Origin of the sequence: Klebsiella pasteurii (assembly GCF_018139045.1) — a bacterium.
GTDB classification, from domain to species: Bacteria; Pseudomonadota; Gammaproteobacteria; order Enterobacterales; family Enterobacteriaceae; genus Klebsiella; species Klebsiella grimontii.
On record NZ_CP073236.1, the window covers coordinates 2,430,453 to 2,447,166 of the forward strand.

Sequence of the window (16,714 nt, forward strand, 5' to 3'; positions counted from 1 at the left end):
AACTTCTTCTGGCGTCGGGGGATTAGTCGAGTTTCACGCCCAGGCGATGAGCGACTTCTTCGTAGGCTTCAATCAGGCCGCCGAGGCTCTGGCGGAAGCGGTCTTTATCCATTTTATCCATGGTTTTTTTATCCCACAGACGGCTGCCGTCCGGAGAGAATTCATCTCCCAGCACCACTTCGCCTTTGAACAGACCGAACTCCAGTTTGAAGTCCACGAGGATCAGACCCGCGTCGTCAAATAGCTTTTTCAGCACATCGTTAGCTTTGTAGGTCAGCTCCTGCATCCGCGCCAGGTTCTCTTTGCTCACCCAACCAAAGGTTTCGCAATAAGATTCATTGACCATCGGATCGTGCATGGCGTCGTTCTTCAGGAACAGATCGAACAGCGGCGGGTTCAGCTCAATGCCTTCTTCAATGCCTAAGCGTTTCACCAGCGACCCGGCGGCGCGGTTGCGCACCACGCACTCCACCGGCACCATATCCAGCTTTTTAACCAGACACTCGGTATCGGACAACAGCGCTTCCATCTGGGTCGGGATACCCGCTTCCGCCAGCTTGCTCATAATGAAATGGTTAAACTTGTTGTTCACCATGCCTTTACGATCGAACTGCTCAATGCGAGCGCCGTCCCCTGCTGACGTATCGTTACGGAATTCGAGTATCAACAGATCCGGGTTTTCGGTGCTGTATACCGTCTTCGCTTTACCACGATACAACTCAGCTTGCTTTTGCATCTTTGTCACTCCAGTGATGATTAACGATAAAAATTTGTGCTTTTCTGCCGACGCACACGTTTGCGTCACTATACATTAAAAAGGGCCGGATTGCTCCAGCCCTGTTAATTACTTACTTAATGCGGCCTGGAATACGGCAACCAGGGCATCATTTTGCGACTGCGTCAGCGTATGGCCTTTCGGGTCGATGAACTGCAGGCTGCTGCGGTTATCGAGGTCCCCGACCTGCAGTTTATAATCGCCGGATACCAGCTGCGGGTCGCGAGCGCCCAGATCGGTCCAGCCGCTGTCGGAAAGCGGTTTATAGGTGACTGAGAAGCTACCCTGAGAACGAGAGCTATCGGTGACCTTCATACCCACTTTTTCCAGCGCGCCCGGCAGGCGTTGCCACACCAGGTTAAACGGCGCGCGAACGATCAGCATCGGCAGGCCGGTATCATCAGCGCCGCTCTGCACGTCGAAGGTCGCCCCGGCGTTTTTCTGCGCCGCGTTCTGCGCGCTAGTGGCGTTCAGATCCAGACCTTCGGAAATGACGTTCAGCATGGCGGTACTGTAGCGCTGCAGCGAAGCCGGATCGGCAACAGGTTTACCCGCCTGCTCCAGATTCACCAGCTTCACGATCACCGCCTGCTGATAGCCTTGCTGCTTAACTGAGATTTGATAGCGACCACGGTACTGCTGATCTTCATCGAGGCGATTCCACTCGACCCAGTCGGTATTCAGCGTCTGGCTAGCATCGTCGCGTTTAGCGATAGTGTAGTTTTTCGACTGCACGATGCTTGCCACCTGCGCCCACAGCGAACCGCTGCGACCGTTTTCCACCATCAGCGTCGCGGTATCGCCGCTGAACTGCGTACGCGCGCCGCTGACCAGCGCCAGAGGCTGGGCTGGCGGACGAATGTCCAGGGCTTTGCCTGTGTTACCGGTGCTGGTTGCAACCGGAATATTATAATCACCCACCTGAACCGGCAGGATCATCCCTGCTGGCGCGTGAAGTTCACTAAGCGGCGTTGCCTGCAAATAGGCCTCGTCGCCGCTCACCTGACGCTTATAGCGCGAGTCAGAACTACAGGCCGCGAGGAGTAGAACCAGCGAAACACCCGCAACCTTCGCCAGGCGCGACTTCTGTACTGAGTAAGCCATCAAATCTCCCTAAACTTTACAGCAAACCGGCATGCTTCAGCGCTGCGGTAACGACCTTAGTACCGTTTTCGGTAATCGGGGTCATCGGCAGGCGTAACGTATCGGTCGCCACAAGACCCAACGCCTTACAGGCCCATTTGACCGGGATAGGGTTGGGTTCGACAAATAATTTGGTATGCAATGGCATCAGACGCTGGTTAATCGCACGAGCTTCGGCAAATTGACCTGCTAGCGCCAGTCGGCACATCTCGGCCATTTCACGCGCCGCAACGTTTGTCGTTACGGAAATCACGCCATGACCGCCAAGCTGCATAAAGTCCATTCCGGTCGCGTCATCGCCGCTCAGCAGAATAAAGTCATCTGAAACCAGCTCTTTGATCTGATGAACGCGGCTTAAGTTCCCCGTCGCTTCCTTAATACCGATAATATTTTTAATTTCCGCCAGACGGCCAACGGTGTCAGGCAGCATATCGCAACCGGTACGGGACGGCACATTATACAGGATTTGCGGCAGGTCAGTATGCTCTGCGATAGCTTTAAAGTGTTGGAACAGCCCTTCCTGGGTCGGGCGGTTGTAATACGGCGTTACCGTCAGGCAGCCAACCACGCCGCTATCGTTGAATCGTTTGGTCAGGCTAATCGCCTCTGCGGTTGCATTTGCACCGGTGCCGGCAATAACCGGAATACGCCCGTCGGCCAGTTCCAGCGTCTGCATGACCACATCACCATGCTCTTCATGGCTCAATGTTGCGGACTCTCCGGTAGTTCCTACCGAAACAATCGCCGAGGTTCCGCTGGCGACATGATAATCAATCAGTTTTTTCAGGCTTGACCGGCAGACGTTGCCGTTTTCATCCATCGGCGTGACAAGCGCTACAATACTTCCCGTAAACATGGGCCATCCTCAGAGCATAAGTGGGACAAGATTCTCAATGTTACGTTTGGAGTCGCAATAAAAGCAAGAGACCCGATGCCATCAGGGATGTTGTATGCCGGTTTTTTTTATGCTTTCCTAACGTTACCTCACCTTTTTAAAGGAAGAACAGGTTTGACAGCCTCATTACAACACTATCTGGTTATTACCGCGTTGGGTGCTGACCGCCCAGGCATCGTGAATACGATCACTCGTCACGTCAGCAGCTGCGGCTGTAATATTGAAGACAGTCGGCTGGCCATGCTTGGCGATGAGTTTACGTTTATCATGCTGCTTTCCGGCTCGTGGAATGCAATTAACCTGATTGAGTCAACTCTGCCGCTGAAAGGCGCCGAGCTGGATCTGCTTATCGTGATGAAGCGTACAACCGCGAGGCCGCCTCAGGCGATGCAGAACACCGTCTGGGTTCAGGTTGAGGTGCCGGATTCACCGCATATCATTGAGCGATTTACGGCGCTGTGCGATACGTGGAAAATGAACATTGCCGAGCTGGTTTCCCGCACTCAGCCCGGTGCGAACGACGAGTCAGCGCAGCTTTTTATCCAGATCACCGCACACAGCCCGACTACGCAAAATGCATCAAATATCGAACAAGCGTTCAAAGCCCTATGTACAGAACTGAATGCACAAGGCAGTATTAACATTGTTAATTATTCACAGCATGATGAACAGGATGGAGTTTGAGTGATGAACCCACTGAAAGCCGGTGATATTGCACCGAAATTTAGCTTACCGGACCAGGACGGCGAGGAAGTAAATTTGACCGACTTCCAGGGACAGCGTGTTCTGGTTTATTTTTATCCGAAAGCCATGACCCCGGGCTGCACCGTACAGGCGTGCGGTTTACGCGATAATATGGACGACCTGAAAAAAGCAGGCGTTGAAGTACTGGGTATCAGTACGGATAAACCAGAAAAACTCTCCCGTTTCGCCGAAAAAGAGCTGCTGAACTTCACTCTCCTGTCTGATGAAGATCATCAGGTATGCGAGCAGTTTGGTATCTGGGGTGAAAAAACCTTTATGGGGAAAACCTACGACGGTATCCATCGTATTAGCTTCCTCATCGACGCCAACGGCAAAATCGAACATGTGTTTGATGATTTCAAAACCAGCAATCACCACGACGTGGTGCTGAACTGGCTGAAAGAAAACGCCTGACGCTAAGACAAACGCAAGACGCCGGGTCGTTCTCAACCACCCGGCGTCTTTTTTTAGGGCATTTCTTGCGGCTTCGCGCTAATGCTCGTCTTCCACTATCAGGCCATCCGGCCAGGCGTGCACCACCGCTTTGATGAGCGTCGCCAGCGGAATCGCGAAGAACACGCCCCAGAATCCCCACAGACCGCCAAAAATCACCACCGACAGAATAATCACCAGCGGATGCAGATTAACGGCTTCCGAGAAGAGTACCGGCACCAGCAGGTTGCCATCCAGCGCCTGAATAATCAGGTACACCGCAAACAGGCTCCAGAACTCGGTTCCCGCGCCAAACTGGAACAGCGCCACGCCCACCACCGGAATGGTGACCACAAACGCGCCGATATAGGGGATTAATACCGAGAACCCCACCAGCACCGCCAGCAGCAGCGAATAGTTGAGGCCAAAAAGGATAAAGCCAATCCATGTCGCCACGCCGACGACAATCATCTCCAGCACCTTACCGCGAATATAGTTGGTAATTTGCTGGTTCATCTCTTTCCATACCTGCCCGGCCAGGCCGCGGTTGCGCGGCAGCACACGGCGTACGGCGTTAAGCATCTGCTCTTTATCCTTCAGCAGAAAGAAAACCATCAGCGGCACCAGCACCAGATAGACCGCCAGGGTCAGCAGCCCGACCAACGAAGCCAGCGAATACTTCACCACCGAGTCGCCGACGGTTAACATGCGGCTGCGCATGTTCTCCGCCATCGCGTCGATAATGCCGGCATCCATTAAGGCCGGATAACGGCGCGGCACCGTCGCGGCAAAATCGGAAAGTTTATTCAACATCCCCGGCATATCGCGGATCAGATAAATACCCTGCTGCCAGGCAACCGGCATCACCACAAACGCCATCAGCAGCAGAATGCCGACGAACAGAATCAGAACGACCGAGGTGGCCCAGGTACGTGAAAACCCGATACGCTCCAGTCTGACGGTGGGCCACTCCAGCAGATAGGCCAGAACAATCGACACTAATAAAGGTGCCAGCAGGCCGCTGAAGAAAAACATAATGCCGAACCCAGCCAGCAAAATGACCAGCAGCGCTATCGCCTCCGGATCGCTGAACCGACGACGGTACCACTGCATTAACATCTGGAGCATAAAACCCTTCCCTGAAGAGCGGAGCTGTAACAATCTCAGGAATTGTATCGAAATGTCACAAAAAAGACTTCGCTTTTTATGGGTAAAACCACAAACATTAACGGTCGGGTGAATATCATATTTGCAACGCCGCAAACGACGGCTAAACTCGCTGGACCTGCTTGCGGTCAGGGAACATTACGCCGCACAATCGGTCAAACTGGCACACCTACATTACAGGACAGAGGTTATGTTCAGGCAGTTGAAGAAAACGCTGGTGGCGACCGTCATAGCGTCGCTGACGCTGGGTTCAATATTACCTGCTTTTGCCGATACCGCAGACACTCTGCCGGACATGGGCACCTCCGCAGGAAGCACGCTCTCCATTGGCCAGGAAATGCAGATGGGAGATTACTACGTGCGCCAGCTGCGCGGCAGCGCGCCGTTAATTAACGATCCGCTGCTGGTGCAATATATCAACGGTTTAGGCATGCGCCTGGTGTCGCACGCCAATTCGGTGCGCACTCCGTTCCACTTTTATCTGATTAATAACGATCAAATAAACGCCTTTGCTTTCTTCGGCGGTAACGTCGTACTGCACTCGGCGCTGTTCCGCTACTCGGATAATGAAAGCGAGCTGGCGTCGGTAATGGCGCACGAAATTTCTCACGTCACCCAGCGCCACCTTGCCCGCGCGATGGAAGACCAAAAGCGTAACGCTCCGCTGACCTGGGTTGGCGCTTTGGGGTCGATTCTGCTGGCGATGGCCAGCCCACAGGCCGGTATGGCCGCGCTGACCGGCACCCTGGCGGGCAGCCAGCAGGGGCTGATCAGCTTTACCCGCCAAAACGAGGAAGAGGCAGACCGCATTGGTATTCAGGTCCTTCAACGTTCAGGTTTCGATCCGCAGGCGATGCCGGCGTTTATGGGCAAGCTGCTTGACGAGTCGCGCTACTCGACCCGGCCGCCGGAAATGCTGCTAACCCACCCCTTGCCGGAAAGCCGTCTCGCCGACGCCCGCAACCGTGCGAACCAGATGCGCCCGGTGGTCGTGCAATCCTCGGCTGACTTCTACCTGGCAAAAGCCAGAACGCTGGGAATGTACACCTCCGGCGACAATAAGCTAGGCAACGACCTGCTGAGCAGCTGGGAAAAAGGCAATATTCGCGAACAGCACGCCGCCCAGTACGGCCGCGCGCTGCTGGCGATGGGCAGCAACAATTACGATCTGGCGCGCAAAACGCTACAGCCGCTGCTGAGCGCCGAACCGCAAAATGCCTGGTACCTTGACCTGGCGACCGATATCGACCTCGGACAAAAGCGAGCCACTGACGCGATTAACCGCCTGAAGGGCGCCCGCGAACTGCGTACTAACCCGGTACTACAGCTCAACCTCGCCAACGCCCTGCTGGAAGGCGGGCAGCCGGGGGAAGCGGCGACGATCCTTAACCGCTATACCTTTAACAATAAAGATGACGTCAATGGTTGGGATTTGCTGGCGCAAGCAGAAGCTAAGCTGGGAAATCGCGATCAGGAGCTGGCAGCGCGCGCGGAGGGCATGGCGCTGGTTGGCCGACTCGATCAGGCCATTACCCTACTCAGCAGCGCCAGTTCACAGGTCAAATTAGGCAGTCTGCAGCAGGCCCGCTACGATGCGCGTATCGATCAGCTGCGTCAGCTGCAGGAACGCTTCAAACCGTACCAGAAAATGTAAGGAGATCTCATGTCCGATACGGTCAAAATCTATCACAACCCGCGCTGCTCCAAGAGTCGCGACACCCTGAGCCTGCTGAAGGCTAACGGTATCGATCCTGAAGTGGTGCTCTACCTGGAGACGCCGCCGGATACCGCAACGCTGCGCCAGCTGCTGAAGATGCTGGGAATGGCCAGCGCGCGCGAGTTAATGCGCCAGAAAGAAGATCTCTATAAATCACTCGATCTCGCGAATCCGCAGCTCAGCGAAGAAGCGCTGATCCAGGCAATGATTGATAATCCAAAGCTGATTGAGCGGCCTATCGTCGTCAGCCACGGCGAGGCCCGCATCGGTCGTCCGCCGGAACAGGTTCTGGACATCGTTAACTAAACGATCGGGTCCTCAAGCCACGGCTCCGCTAAAGCTTGAGGATCTCTTTCACGAAAGGAATGGTTAGCTTGCGCTGGGCGGTAATTGAAGCGCGATCGAGCTGATCGAGCGTCATAAACAGCGAACGCATTTCGCGATCCAGCCGCTTAAGCAGGAAGCGGCAGACATCTTCCGGCATTTCGAAACCACGCAGCCTCGCGCGCAGTTGAAGCGCCTGGAGCTTGTCTTCATCCGACAGCGGCTGCAGCTTGTAAATTTGCCCCCAGTCAAGACGCGAAGCCAGATCCGGCAGGCCCAGCTTGAGCTGGCGCGGCGGTCGGTCGCCGGTAATCAACAGCCGTGTTTTACCGGACTCGAGAATGCGGTTATAGAGGTCGAAAATCGCCATTTCCCACAGTTCATCGCCCGCCACACACTCAATATTATCGATGCAAACCAGCGAGAGCTGTTCCATTCCATCCAGCACTTCAGGAACGAACCACGTCCGTTTATCCAGAGGAACGTAACCCACCGCATCGCCGCGCTGGGAGAGCTCCGCGCAGGCCGCGTGCAGGAGATGGCTGCGCCCCGCCCCTTCCCGTGACCAGATATAGATGTATCCGCTATGATCCTGCCGCAGCACGTTCTGAAGGGCGGCAAGAAGAGAAGGGTTATCGCCCGGCCAGAAACTCGCGAAAGTTTCATCATCGGGAAGATACAGTGGCAAAGAGAGCTGTGCCGGTGCGTTCAGATGGACCTCAACATAGGCTTGCAGAAAAACGCGGAGAGTTTAGCACAGAAATAGGCAAGGAGAGAACCGGGCGGGATCGCCGCCCGGTATAGGGATCAATGTTTCGCTTCTTCGCTATCCGCAGCGTCGAGGACCACCTCTTCCGGACGCAGCACGCTTATCAGCTTGAAGATCAGGCTCAGACCGATGCCAACAATGGTCGCCAGCGCCATGCCTTTCAGCTCAGCGGCGCCGATATGTACTTTCGCCCCGCTGACGCCGATGATCAGGATAACGGAGGTCAGAATCAGGTTCTGCGCCTTGTTGTAATCGACTTTAGATTCGATCAGCACGCGAATACCCGAAGCGCCGATGACCCCGTACAGCAGCAGCGAGACGCCACCCATTACCGGCAGCGGGATAATCTGGATCGCCGCCGCCAGCTTGCCGACGCAGGAGAGCAGAATCGCGATGATCGCCGCGCCACCGATAACCCAGGTGCTGTAGACGCGGGTGATCGCCATCACGCCAATGTTCTCGCCGTAGGTGGTGTTTGGCGTTGAGCCAAAGAAGCCGGAGATCACCGTAGACAGGCCGTTGGCAAACATTGAACGATGCAGGCCCGGATCGCGGACGAGATCTTTCTTGACGATATTGGCCGTTACTACCAGATGTCCAACGTGCTCGGCGATCACCACCAGCGCGGCGGGCAGAATGGTGAAAATCGCAAACCATTCAAAGCGCGGGGTGTAAAAGGTCGGCAGCGCGAACCAGTGGGCCTCGGCGATTGGCGTGGTATCGACGACGCCCATCACGAAGGAGAGCGCGTAGCCGACCAGGACGCCGATTAAAATCGGGATAATCGCCAGGAAACCGCGGAACAGCACCGAACCGAAAACCGTCACCGCCAGCGTCACCATCGAAATAATAATGGTTTTGCTGTCCGGCGATTGTCCGTCAGCGGGCAGCAGACCGGCCATATTCGCCGCCACGCCCGCCAGCTCCAGGCCGATAACCGCGACAATCGCGCCCATCGCCGCCGGCGGGAACATCACGTCCAGCCAGCCGGTTCCAGCTTTTTTGACGATAAAGGAGACGATGCAAAACAGCACGCCGCACATGATGAATCCGCCGAGAGCGACTTCGTAACCCAGCGGCAGCAAAAGCAGTACCGGGGAGATAAACGCAAAGCTCGATCCAAGATAAGCCGGGATTTTGCCTTTGCAGATGAAAAGATATAACAGCGTTCCGATGCCGTTAAACAGCAGTACCGTGGCCGGGTTGATATGGAACAGAACGGGCACCAGTACCGTTGCGCCAAACATGGCGAACAGATGTTGCAAACTAAGCGGGATTGTCTGTAAAAGCGGCGGTCTTTCACTCACCCCGATAGCACGGCGCGTCATAGCATTTTCCTCTGAGAGTCGTTTGTTGATTGCTGTTGGTGTGTTTTATTCAAAAAAAAGCCGACTCTCAAAGTCGGCTTTTTCTACTTCATCAATTATTTCGTACCAAAAATCTTATCGCCGGCGTCGCCGAGCCCCGGAATAATGTATCCGTGCTCGTTCAGGCCCTGGTCAATGGACGCGGTGTACAACTCAACGTCCGGATGCGCTTTCTCCAACGCGGCGATGCCTTCCGGCGCCGCCACCAGAACCAGCACCTTAATGCTGCTGCAGCCCGCTTTTTTCAGCAGGTCGATGGTGGCGATCATTGAACCGCCGGTTGCCAGCATCGGGTCAACCACCAGCGCCATGCGTTCGTCAATATTGGATACCAGCTTCTGGAAGTAAGGAACCGGCTCAAGCGTCTCTTCGTTACGGTAGATGCCCACCACGCTGATGCGTGCGCTAGGTACGTGCTCAAGCACGCCTTCCATCATTCCCAGACCCGCGCGCAGAATCGGCACAACGGTAATTTTCTTGCCTTTGATCTGCTCAATTTCAACCGGGCCGTTCCAGCCTTCAATGGTGACTTTTTCAGTCGCCAGATCGGAAGTTGCTTCATAAGTCAGTAAGCTGCCAACTTCTGAGGCGAGTTCACGGAAGCGTTTGGTGCTGATGTCGTGCTCACGCATCAGGCCCAGCTTGTGTTTGACGAGTGGGTGTTTCACTTCCACGATCTTCATTCTCTTTCTCCTCTGAGGGGCAGCCACAAAAAAAATCGCCGGATTATACCGCCTTTTACCTTTTACGCCATAGCCGATATGTTTGACCGGGATCAACCAAAATGCTTTACGCTGCCTGAGCCAGTATAAGACAAAATAAAAAAACCCCGCGAAGGCGGGGCTGAATGGGGCTTTACGGCAGTTTTATAGCTTTTCGCCGTTGCTGCCGATCACCTGCTGATACCAGGTAAAAGATTTCTTACGGCTACGCGCCAGCGTGCCGTTGCCCTCATTATCTTTATCCACGTAGATAAAGCCGTAGCGTTTTTTCATCTCACCGGTTCCCGCGGAAACCAGATCGATACAGCCCCACGGGGTATAGCCCATCAGGTCGACGCCATCCTCAACTACCGCTTTTTTCATCTCGGCGATATGGGCGGAAAGGTAGTCAATACGATACTGATCGTCTACCGATCCGTCCGCTTCGCGCACGTCGATGGCGCCGAAGCCGTTCTCAACGATAAACAGCGGCAGCTGGTAATGGTCCCAGAACCAGTTCAGGGAGTAGCGCAGCCCGACCGGATCAATCTGCCAGCCCCAGTCTGACTTCTGCACGTACGGGTTGGAAACCAGGCTCTTGCTTTCATCATAATCCAGCTGCGGATTATCATCCGTTGCTTTCGTGGCAAACGACATATAGTAGCTAAAGCCGATATAGTCGACGCAGCCCTGAGTCAGCGCTACGCGGTCTTCTTCGGTGATGTCCAGCGCAAAACCGCGACGCTCGAAGTAGTTCAACAGGTGCTGCGGATAACGGCCACGCACGTGAACGTCGGTAAACCAGTAGCGGCGATGCATGGCGTTCATCGCCATCATCATGTCGTTGGGCGCGCAGCTCAGCGGGTAAATCGGACACATGGCGATCATGCAGCCAATCTGCAATGACGGGTTAATTTCGCGGGCGGCTTTAACCGCCAGCGCGCTGGCGACCAGCTCATAGTGCGCCGCCTGAAACATGACCGGCTCGCGGTCCTCACCCGGCAGATATTTCAGTCCGGAGTTGGTGAACGGCGCAAAATCTTCGTGGAAGTTGGCCTGGTTATTGATCTCATTGAAGGTCATCCAGTACTTCACTTTATGCTGGTAGCGGGCAAACACCACCCGGGCAAAGCGGACGAAGAAATCAATCAGTTTACGGTTACGCCAGCCGCCATACTCCGTCACCAGATGGTACGGCATTTCGAAGTGGGAGAGCGTAATTACCGGCTCAATACCGTGCTTCAGGCACTCATCGAACAGGTCGTCGTAAAACTGCAGCCCGGCTTCGTTAGGTTCTTGCTCATCGCCCAGCGGGAAGATGCGCGTCCAGGCAATGGAGGTGCGGAAGCATTTGAAGCCCATTTCGGCAAACAGCTTAATGTCGTCTTTATAGCGATGATAAAAATCAATCGCTTCGTGGTTGGGGTAGTTTTTCCCCGGCTGCACGCCATCGGTGATTTCGCGCGGTACGCCGTGCGCGCCAGCGGTCATCACGTCGGCGACGCTCACCCCTTTACCGCCCTCTTTCCAGCCGCCTTCCAGCTGATGCGCCGCCACCGCGCCGCCCCACAGAAAACCTTCTTTAAATCCGGACATGTTCTCTCCCTATGCGCAGTCGCCGCTATGCGACCGGTATTGCTGATTGAAATGGTAAACCGCGCCTACCAGCCCGGCATCGTTGCCGTGGCTAACGGTGTCGATATATTCCGCAATGCCAAACCAGGCCAGATGTTCTCGCAGCAGCGACAGAAAACCCGGCCGTTCCACAATCCCGCCGCCGATCAAAATCGTTTGCGGATCGAATAAGTTGACGAGGTTATATAGCCCGGTGCCCAGGCCGTTAAAGAATTCCGCGACCAGACGTCGACAGGTGGCGTCGCCCGCATCGTAGCGGTCAAAAATCTCTTCGCCGGTCACCTCTTCCAGCGCCTTACCGATATGCTCAGCGTAGCGATGGCGCAGCACGCGCAGCGTGCAGTTTTCATTCATCGAATAGCGCCGTACATCGCGGGTACCCGGACGCGCGGTTTGCATATAGCCGAACTCCCCGGCGCGGAAACGCGCGCCGTGGACCAGTTGGTTATTACAGAAAATAGCCCCGCCGATGCCGGTACCGATGGTCAGGACCAGAAAGTTGCTCATATCGGCAGCTTTACCCCGCCAGCGCTCGGCCAGCAGCACGCAGTTAGCATCGTTCTCAATGGCCACGGGCAGGCGCAGCTGCTGCTCAAGCCAGCTCTTGATGGCGAAGTTATCGAATTTACGGATGGCGCCGCCCATTTCGATAAAGCCGGTATGCGGGTTAACGTAGCCGGGCGCGCTGATGGCCACCCCTTCGCACGCCGGATGCGCGGCGATCCACGCCAGCATTGCCTGCAGGATCTGGTCGCCGTCGCTGTCGATGATGGCCTGCTTTCCTTTCTCCAGCAGCGTGCCTTCGCGCGTCATTACCCCCATTTTTAACGCCGTGCCACCGATATCAAATGCGGCAATTTTCATCCTCAGCTTTCCTCCAGAATCCATCAAATTCGCGGTTTCTCTCTGCTTGCAGCACAAAAGAAACCGGTTTCATTGGCATGATGATTATTCCCAGCAACGCTGGCAAGCAGAAGAATGTACCCGGTTTCATTTTCGTGAACAGTATCAAATTTGCGCACTTAACGGCCGTTTAACGTCGACTGCAAAGCAGGCTCGCAAACGTTTGCTATCCCTGTTAGAATTGCGCCGTTTTTTATTGCTACCGCAAACGCGTGGAGACTTCGCAGTGACCGATAAAACCTCTCTCAGCTATAAAGATGCCGGCGTGGATATTGATGCAGGCAACGCTCTCGTCGACCGTATTAAGGGCGTGGTGAAGAAAACCCGCCGCCCGGAAGTGATGGGTGGACTGGGCGGATTCGGCGCGCTGTGCGCGCTGCCGCAGAAATATCGCGAACCGGTTCTGGTCTCCGGCACCGACGGCGTCGGCACCAAGCTGCGTCTGGCGATGGACCTGAAGCGTCACGACACTATCGGTATCGACCTGGTCGCTATGTGCGTAAACGACCTCGTGGTTCAGGGCGCAGAGCCGCTGTTCTTCCTTGATTACTACGCGACCGGCAAACTGGATGTCGATACTGCGGCGAGCGTAATCAGCGGCATTGCCGAAGGTTGCCTGCAGTCAGGCTGCGCGCTGGTGGGCGGCGAGACGGCGGAAATGCCGGGCATGTACCACGGCGAAGATTATGACGTGGCCGGTTTCTGCGTTGGGGTGGTAGAAAAATCAGAAATTATCGACGGTAGCAAAGTGGCCGATGGCGACGTGCTGGTGGCGCTGGCTTCCAGCGGCCCGCACTCTAACGGCTACTCTTTGGTGCGCAAAATTATCGAAGTCAGCGGCGTTGACCCGCAAACCACCGATCTCAACGGTAAGCCGCTGGCCGACCATCTGCTGGCGCCGACCCGAATTTATGTGAAATCCGTACTCGACCTGATTGCCAACGTCGACGTGCACGCCATCGCCCACCTGACCGGCGGCGGCTTCTGGGAAAACATTCCGCGCGTGCTGCCGGACAACACTCAGGCAGTCATCGATGAATCCTCCTGGCAGTGGCCGGACGTATTCAACTGGCTGCAAACCGCCGGTAACGTCAGCAGCCACGAAATGTATCGCACCTTTAACTGCGGCGTCGGCATGGTTATCGCGCTGCCGGCGGAAGCAGCGGATAAAGCCATTGCCTTCCTGAACGACAAAGGTGAAAGCGCATGGAAAATAGGGTATATCAAAGCCTCTGATTCCGAACAGCGTGTGGTTATTGAATGAAAAACATCGTGGTGCTGATTTCCGGTAACGGTAGCAACCTGCAGGCGATTATTGACGCCTGCGCCCGGAAAAAAATCAACGGCACCCTGCGTGCAGTCTTCAGCAACAAGGCCGACGCATTCGGCCTTGAGCGCGCCCGCGCGGCCAATATTCCGGCACACGCGCTCGCCGCCAGCCAGTTTGCCAACCGGGAAGCTTTCGACCGCGAGCTGATGCACGAGATCGACGCTTACGCGCCGGATCTGGTGGTTCTCGCCGGCTACATGCGGATTCTTAGCCCGGCGTTTGTCGCCCACTATCAGGGGCGTATGCTGAATATCCACCCTTCCCTGCTGCCAAAATATCCGGGGCTGCACACCCATCGCCAGGCGCTGGAAAATGGCGATGAGGAGCACGGGACGTCGGTGCATTTTGTGACCGATGAGCTGGACGGAGGCCCGGTGGTTCTGCAGGCTAAGGTACCGGTGTTCGCTGAAGATACCGAAGACGACATTACCGCCCGAGTACAAGCTCAGGAACACGATATCTATCCCCTGGCAATCAGCTGGTTTGTCGATGGCCGCCTGCGCGCGGAAGGAAACGAAGCCTGGCTTGATGAAATAAAGCTACCGCCGCAAGGCTACGCCGCCGAAGAGTAACCCATCGCCCTGCGTTTTATCCACGCGGGGCTTTTTTTTGATTAAAATCGTTTAACAATCAATCATATTGAAGAAATAGTTCTTCTTACTGTCATATAGTTGTGACAGAGTGAATCGCTATGCGGAAAATTTCGTCATAATAGTCTATGTCCTGTGAGTAAAACGGAGTGTGAGCTGTAATGGGCCAGGAAAAGCTATACATCGAAAAAGAACTCAGTTGGTTGTCCTTTAACGAACGCGTACTTCAGGAAGCGGCGGACAAAAGCAATCCGCTGATCGAGCGCATGCGCTTTTTGGGGATTTACTCCAATAACCTCGATGAATTTTATAAAGTGCGGTTCGCCGAGCTTAAGCGCCGCATCATCATTAGCGAAGAACAAGGCAGTACCGCCCACTCACGTCACCTGCTAGGCAAAATCCAGGCTCGCGTGCTCAAGGCCGATCAGGAGTTTGACGGTTTATACAACGAGCTGCTGCTGGAAATGGCGCGTAACCAGATTTTCCTGATCAACGAACGCCAGCTCTCCGTCAACCAGCAGTCCTGGCTGCGTAACTACTTCAAGCTGTATCTTCGTCAGCACATCACGCCAATCCTGATTAACCGCGAAACGGATTTAGTGCAGTTTCTGAAGGATGATTACACCTACCTGGCCGTCGAAATTATCCGCGGAGATACCATTAATTACGCGCTGCTTGAGATTCCGTCTGACAAGGTGCCGCGTTTTGTTAACCTGCCGCCGGAAGCGCCTCGCCGCCGCAAGCCGATGATTTTACTAGATAACATCCTGCGCTACTGCCTGGATGATATCTTCAAGGGCTTTTTCGATTACGACGCGCTGAACGCCTACTCGATGAAAATGACCCGTGACGCCGAATACGATCTGGTGCACGAGATGGAATCGAGCCTGATGGAGCTGATGTCCTCCAGCCTGAAACAGCGTCTGACCGCCGAGCCGGTGCGCTTCGTTTATCAGCGCGATATGCCCGACGCAATGGTCGAAATGCTGCGCGATAAGCTCTCCATCTCCAACTACGATTCGATGCTGCCGGGCGGTCGTTACCACAACTTTAAAGACTTTATCGGCTTCCCCAACGTGGGCAAAGCGAATCTGGTCAACAAACCGATGCCGCGTCTGCGTCATCTGTGGTTCGATAAATTCCGCAACGGCTTTGACGCAATCCGCGAACGCGACGTGCTGCTTTACTACCCGTACCATACGTTCGAACACGTCCTTGAGCTGCTGCGCCAGGCCTCTTTCGACCCAAGCGTGCTGGCTATCAAAATCAACATCTACCGCGTCGCGAAAGATTCACGGATTATCGATTCGATGATTCATGCCGCCCACAACGGTAAGAAAGTGACGGTGGTCGTTGAGCTGCAGGCGCGTTTCGATGAAGAAGCCAATATTCATTGGGCTAAGCGCCTGACCGAAGCCGGCGTGCACGTTATCTTCTCCGCGCCGGGCCTCAAGATCCACGCCAAGCTGTTCCTGGTTTCGCGAAAAGAGGGCGATGAAGTCGTGCGCTATGCGCATATCGGCACCGGCAACTTCAACGAAAAAACCGCGCGGCTTTATACCGACTACTCGCTGCTGACCGCCGATGCGCGCATCACCAATGAAGTCCGCCGGGTATTTAACTTTATTGAAAACCCCTACCGCCCGGTCAGCTTCGATTATCTGCTAGTGTCGCCGCAAAACTCACGTCGTCTGCTTTATGAGATGATCGATCGTGAAATCGCCAACGCGCAAAATGGTCAGCCGTCGGGCATCATGCTGAAGCTGAACAACCTGGTCGATAAAGGTCTGGTAGACCGTCTCTACGCCGCTTCAAGCTCCGGCGTGCCGGTTAATTTGCTTATTCGTGGTATGTGTTCGCTGATCCCCGGTCTGGAAGGAATCAGCGAAAATATTCGCGTGACCAGCATTGTTGACCGTTTCCTTGAGCATGACCGCGTTTATTGCTTTGAAAACGGCGGCGATAAACAGGTTTGGCTATCGTCCGCGGACTGGATGACGCGCAATATTGACTATCGTATCGAAGTGGCCGCGCCGCTGCTGGATCCGCGCCTGAAGCAGCGGGTGCTGGATATTTTCGATCTCCTCTTCAACGATACAGTGAAAGCGCGCTATCTTGATAAAGAACTGAGCAATCGCTACGTGCCGCGCGGCAATCGCCGCAAAGTCCGTGCACAGATGGCGATATACGACTACCTCAAATCACTTGAACAGCCCGACTAA

The 16,714-nt window shown here is 55.0% G+C and carries 16 protein-coding genes; 7 read left to right on the forward strand and 9 right to left on the reverse strand.

Going from position 1 to position 16,714, the window contains the following annotated elements:
* Positions 1–22 precede the first annotated feature (22 nt).
* The 3 genes from purC to dapA form a co-directional block, all read right to left on the reverse strand.
* Positions 23–736 (reverse strand): phosphoribosylaminoimidazolesuccinocarboxamide synthase, encoded by a 714-nt coding sequence (gene purC / locus KCG39_RS11345; protein WP_004104417.1) that lies wholly within the window; start codon positions 734–736, stop codon positions 23–25.
* Positions 737–844: 108 nt separating this feature from the next.
* Positions 845–1,879: an outer membrane protein assembly factor BamC gene (gene bamC, locus KCG39_RS11350; RefSeq protein ID WP_004123476.1), complete on the reverse strand. Its 1,035-nt coding sequence runs from the start codon at positions 1,877–1,879 to the stop codon at positions 845–847.
* A gap of 16 nt (positions 1,880–1,895) precedes the next feature.
* Positions 1,896–2,774: a 4-hydroxy-tetrahydrodipicolinate synthase gene (gene dapA / locus KCG39_RS11355; protein WP_004123477.1), complete on the reverse strand. Its 879-nt coding sequence runs from the start codon at positions 2,772–2,774 to the stop codon at positions 1,896–1,898.
* 153 nt (positions 2,775–2,927) lie between these two features.
* Between dapA and KCG39_RS11360 the strand changes: the two genes are divergently transcribed.
* Both KCG39_RS11360 and bcp read left to right on the forward strand, forming a co-directional pair.
* Positions 2,928–3,497 (forward strand): glycine cleavage system transcriptional repressor, encoded by a 570-nt coding sequence (locus KCG39_RS11360; protein WP_004123480.1) that lies wholly within the window; start codon positions 2,928–2,930, stop codon positions 3,495–3,497.
* A 3-nt stretch (positions 3,498–3,500) separates the two neighbouring features.
* A complete protein-coding gene (bcp, locus tag KCG39_RS11365; protein WP_004104423.1) occupies positions 3,501–3,971 on the forward strand; it encodes a thioredoxin-dependent thiol peroxidase in 471 nt (156 codons plus the stop codon).
* A 78-nt stretch (positions 3,972–4,049) separates the two neighbouring features.
* Here bcp and KCG39_RS11370 read toward each other — a convergent pair whose 3' ends face one another.
* Complete coding sequence (locus KCG39_RS11370) at positions 4,050–5,117, reverse strand: AI-2E family transporter (protein WP_004123481.1); 1,068 nt, start codon at positions 5,115–5,117, stop codon at positions 4,050–4,052.
* A gap of 229 nt (positions 5,118–5,346) precedes the next feature.
* Here KCG39_RS11370 and bepA point away from each other — a divergent pair, with 229 nt between their 5' ends.
* Together bepA and arsC are read left to right on the forward strand one after the other, a co-directional pair.
* A complete protein-coding gene (gene bepA / locus KCG39_RS11375) occupies positions 5,347–6,810 on the forward strand; it encodes a beta-barrel assembly-enhancing protease (protein WP_004123486.1) in 1,464 nt (487 codons plus the stop codon).
* A gap of 9 nt (positions 6,811–6,819) precedes the next feature.
* Positions 6,820–7,179, forward strand: coding sequence for an arsenate reductase (glutaredoxin) (gene arsC, locus KCG39_RS11380; protein WP_004123487.1), 360 nt, complete (start codon positions 6,820–6,822; stop codon positions 7,177–7,179).
* A gap of 28 nt (positions 7,180–7,207) precedes the next feature.
* Here the strand turns inward: arsC and KCG39_RS11385 are convergent, their stop codons facing one another.
* From KCG39_RS11385 to bglK, 5 genes are all read right to left on the reverse strand, one after another.
* Entirely contained in the window at positions 7,208–7,909 is a 702-nt protein-coding gene (locus KCG39_RS11385) for a DnaA inactivator Hda (protein ID WP_211811628.1), read from the reverse strand.
* A gap of 95 nt (positions 7,910–8,004) precedes the next feature.
* Positions 8,005–9,294 (reverse strand): uracil permease, encoded by a 1,290-nt coding sequence (gene uraA, locus KCG39_RS11390; RefSeq protein ID WP_142468025.1) that lies wholly within the window; start codon positions 9,292–9,294, stop codon positions 8,005–8,007.
* 95 nt (positions 9,295–9,389) lie between these two features.
* Entirely contained in the window at positions 9,390–10,016 is a 627-nt protein-coding gene (upp, locus tag KCG39_RS11395; RefSeq protein WP_004123492.1) for a uracil phosphoribosyltransferase, read from the reverse strand.
* A gap of 183 nt (positions 10,017–10,199) precedes the next feature.
* Positions 10,200–11,630, reverse strand: coding sequence for a 6-phospho-beta-glucosidase (locus KCG39_RS11400; protein WP_139529066.1), 1,431 nt, complete (start codon positions 11,628–11,630; stop codon positions 10,200–10,202).
* 9 nt (positions 11,631–11,639) lie between these two features.
* Positions 11,640–12,533 (reverse strand): beta-glucoside kinase BglK, encoded by an 894-nt coding sequence (bglK, locus tag KCG39_RS11405; protein ID WP_049114486.1) that lies wholly within the window; start codon positions 12,531–12,533, stop codon positions 11,640–11,642.
* A gap of 265 nt (positions 12,534–12,798) precedes the next feature.
* Here bglK and purM point away from each other — a divergent pair, with 265 nt between their 5' ends.
* The 3 genes from purM to ppk1 all read left to right on the forward strand — a co-directional run bounded on the left by purM (position 12,799) and on the right by ppk1 (position 16,714).
* Positions 12,799–13,836 carry a phosphoribosylformylglycinamidine cyclo-ligase gene (gene purM / locus KCG39_RS11410; protein WP_049114485.1) on the forward strand — a complete coding sequence of 346 codons (1,038 nt, stop codon included), beginning with the start codon at positions 12,799–12,801 and terminating at the stop codon, positions 13,834–13,836.
* Complete coding sequence (purN, locus tag KCG39_RS11415) at positions 13,833–14,474, forward strand: phosphoribosylglycinamide formyltransferase (RefSeq protein WP_004123497.1); 642 nt, start codon at positions 13,833–13,835, stop codon at positions 14,472–14,474. The genes purM and purN overlap by 4 nt, the downstream gene beginning before the upstream one ends.
* 179 nt (positions 14,475–14,653) lie before the next feature.
* Positions 14,654–16,714: a polyphosphate kinase 1 gene (gene ppk1 / locus KCG39_RS11420; RefSeq protein WP_004123499.1), complete on the forward strand. Its 2,061-nt coding sequence runs from the start codon at positions 14,654–14,656 to the stop codon at positions 16,712–16,714.

Bases quoted from the DNA above. Each gene is read 5' to 3' on its own strand.
- purC (WP_004104417.1), bottom strand. From the start codon at position 736: ATGCAAAAGCAAGCTGAGTTGTATCGTGGTAAAGCGAAGACGGTATAC.
- bamC (WP_004123476.1), bottom strand. From the start codon at position 1,879: ATGGCTTACTCAGTACAGAAGTCGCGCCTGGCGAAGGTTGCGGGTGTT.
- dapA (WP_004123477.1), bottom strand. From the start codon at position 2,774: ATGTTTACGGGAAGTATTGTAGCGCTTGTCACGCCGATGGATGAAAAC.
- bcp (WP_004104423.1), top strand. From the start codon at position 3,501: ATGAACCCACTGAAAGCCGGTGATATTGCACCGAAATTTAGCTTACCG.
- KCG39_RS11370 (WP_004123481.1), bottom strand. From the start codon at position 5,117: ATGCTCCAGATGTTAATGCAGTGGTACCGTCGTCGGTTCAGCGATCCG.
- bepA (WP_004123486.1), top strand. From the start codon at position 5,347: ATGTTCAGGCAGTTGAAGAAAACGCTGGTGGCGACCGTCATAGCGTCG.
- arsC (WP_004123487.1), top strand. From the start codon at position 6,820: ATGTCCGATACGGTCAAAATCTATCACAACCCGCGCTGCTCCAAGAGT.
- uraA (WP_142468025.1), bottom strand. From the start codon at position 9,294: ATGACGCGCCGTGCTATCGGGGTGAGTGAAAGACCGCCGCTTTTACAG.
- upp (WP_004123492.1), bottom strand. From the start codon at position 10,016: ATGAAGATCGTGGAAGTGAAACACCCACTCGTCAAACACAAGCTGGGC.
- KCG39_RS11400 (WP_139529066.1), bottom strand. From the start codon at position 11,630: ATGTCCGGATTTAAAGAAGGTTTTCTGTGGGGCGGCGCGGTGGCGGCG.
- bglK (WP_049114486.1), bottom strand. From the start codon at position 12,533: ATGAAAATTGCCGCATTTGATATCGGTGGCACGGCGTTAAAAATGGGG.
- purN (WP_004123497.1), top strand. From the start codon at position 13,833: ATGAAAAACATCGTGGTGCTGATTTCCGGTAACGGTAGCAACCTGCAG.
- ppk1 (WP_004123499.1), top strand. From the start codon at position 14,654: ATGGGCCAGGAAAAGCTATACATCGAAAAAGAACTCAGTTGGTTGTCC.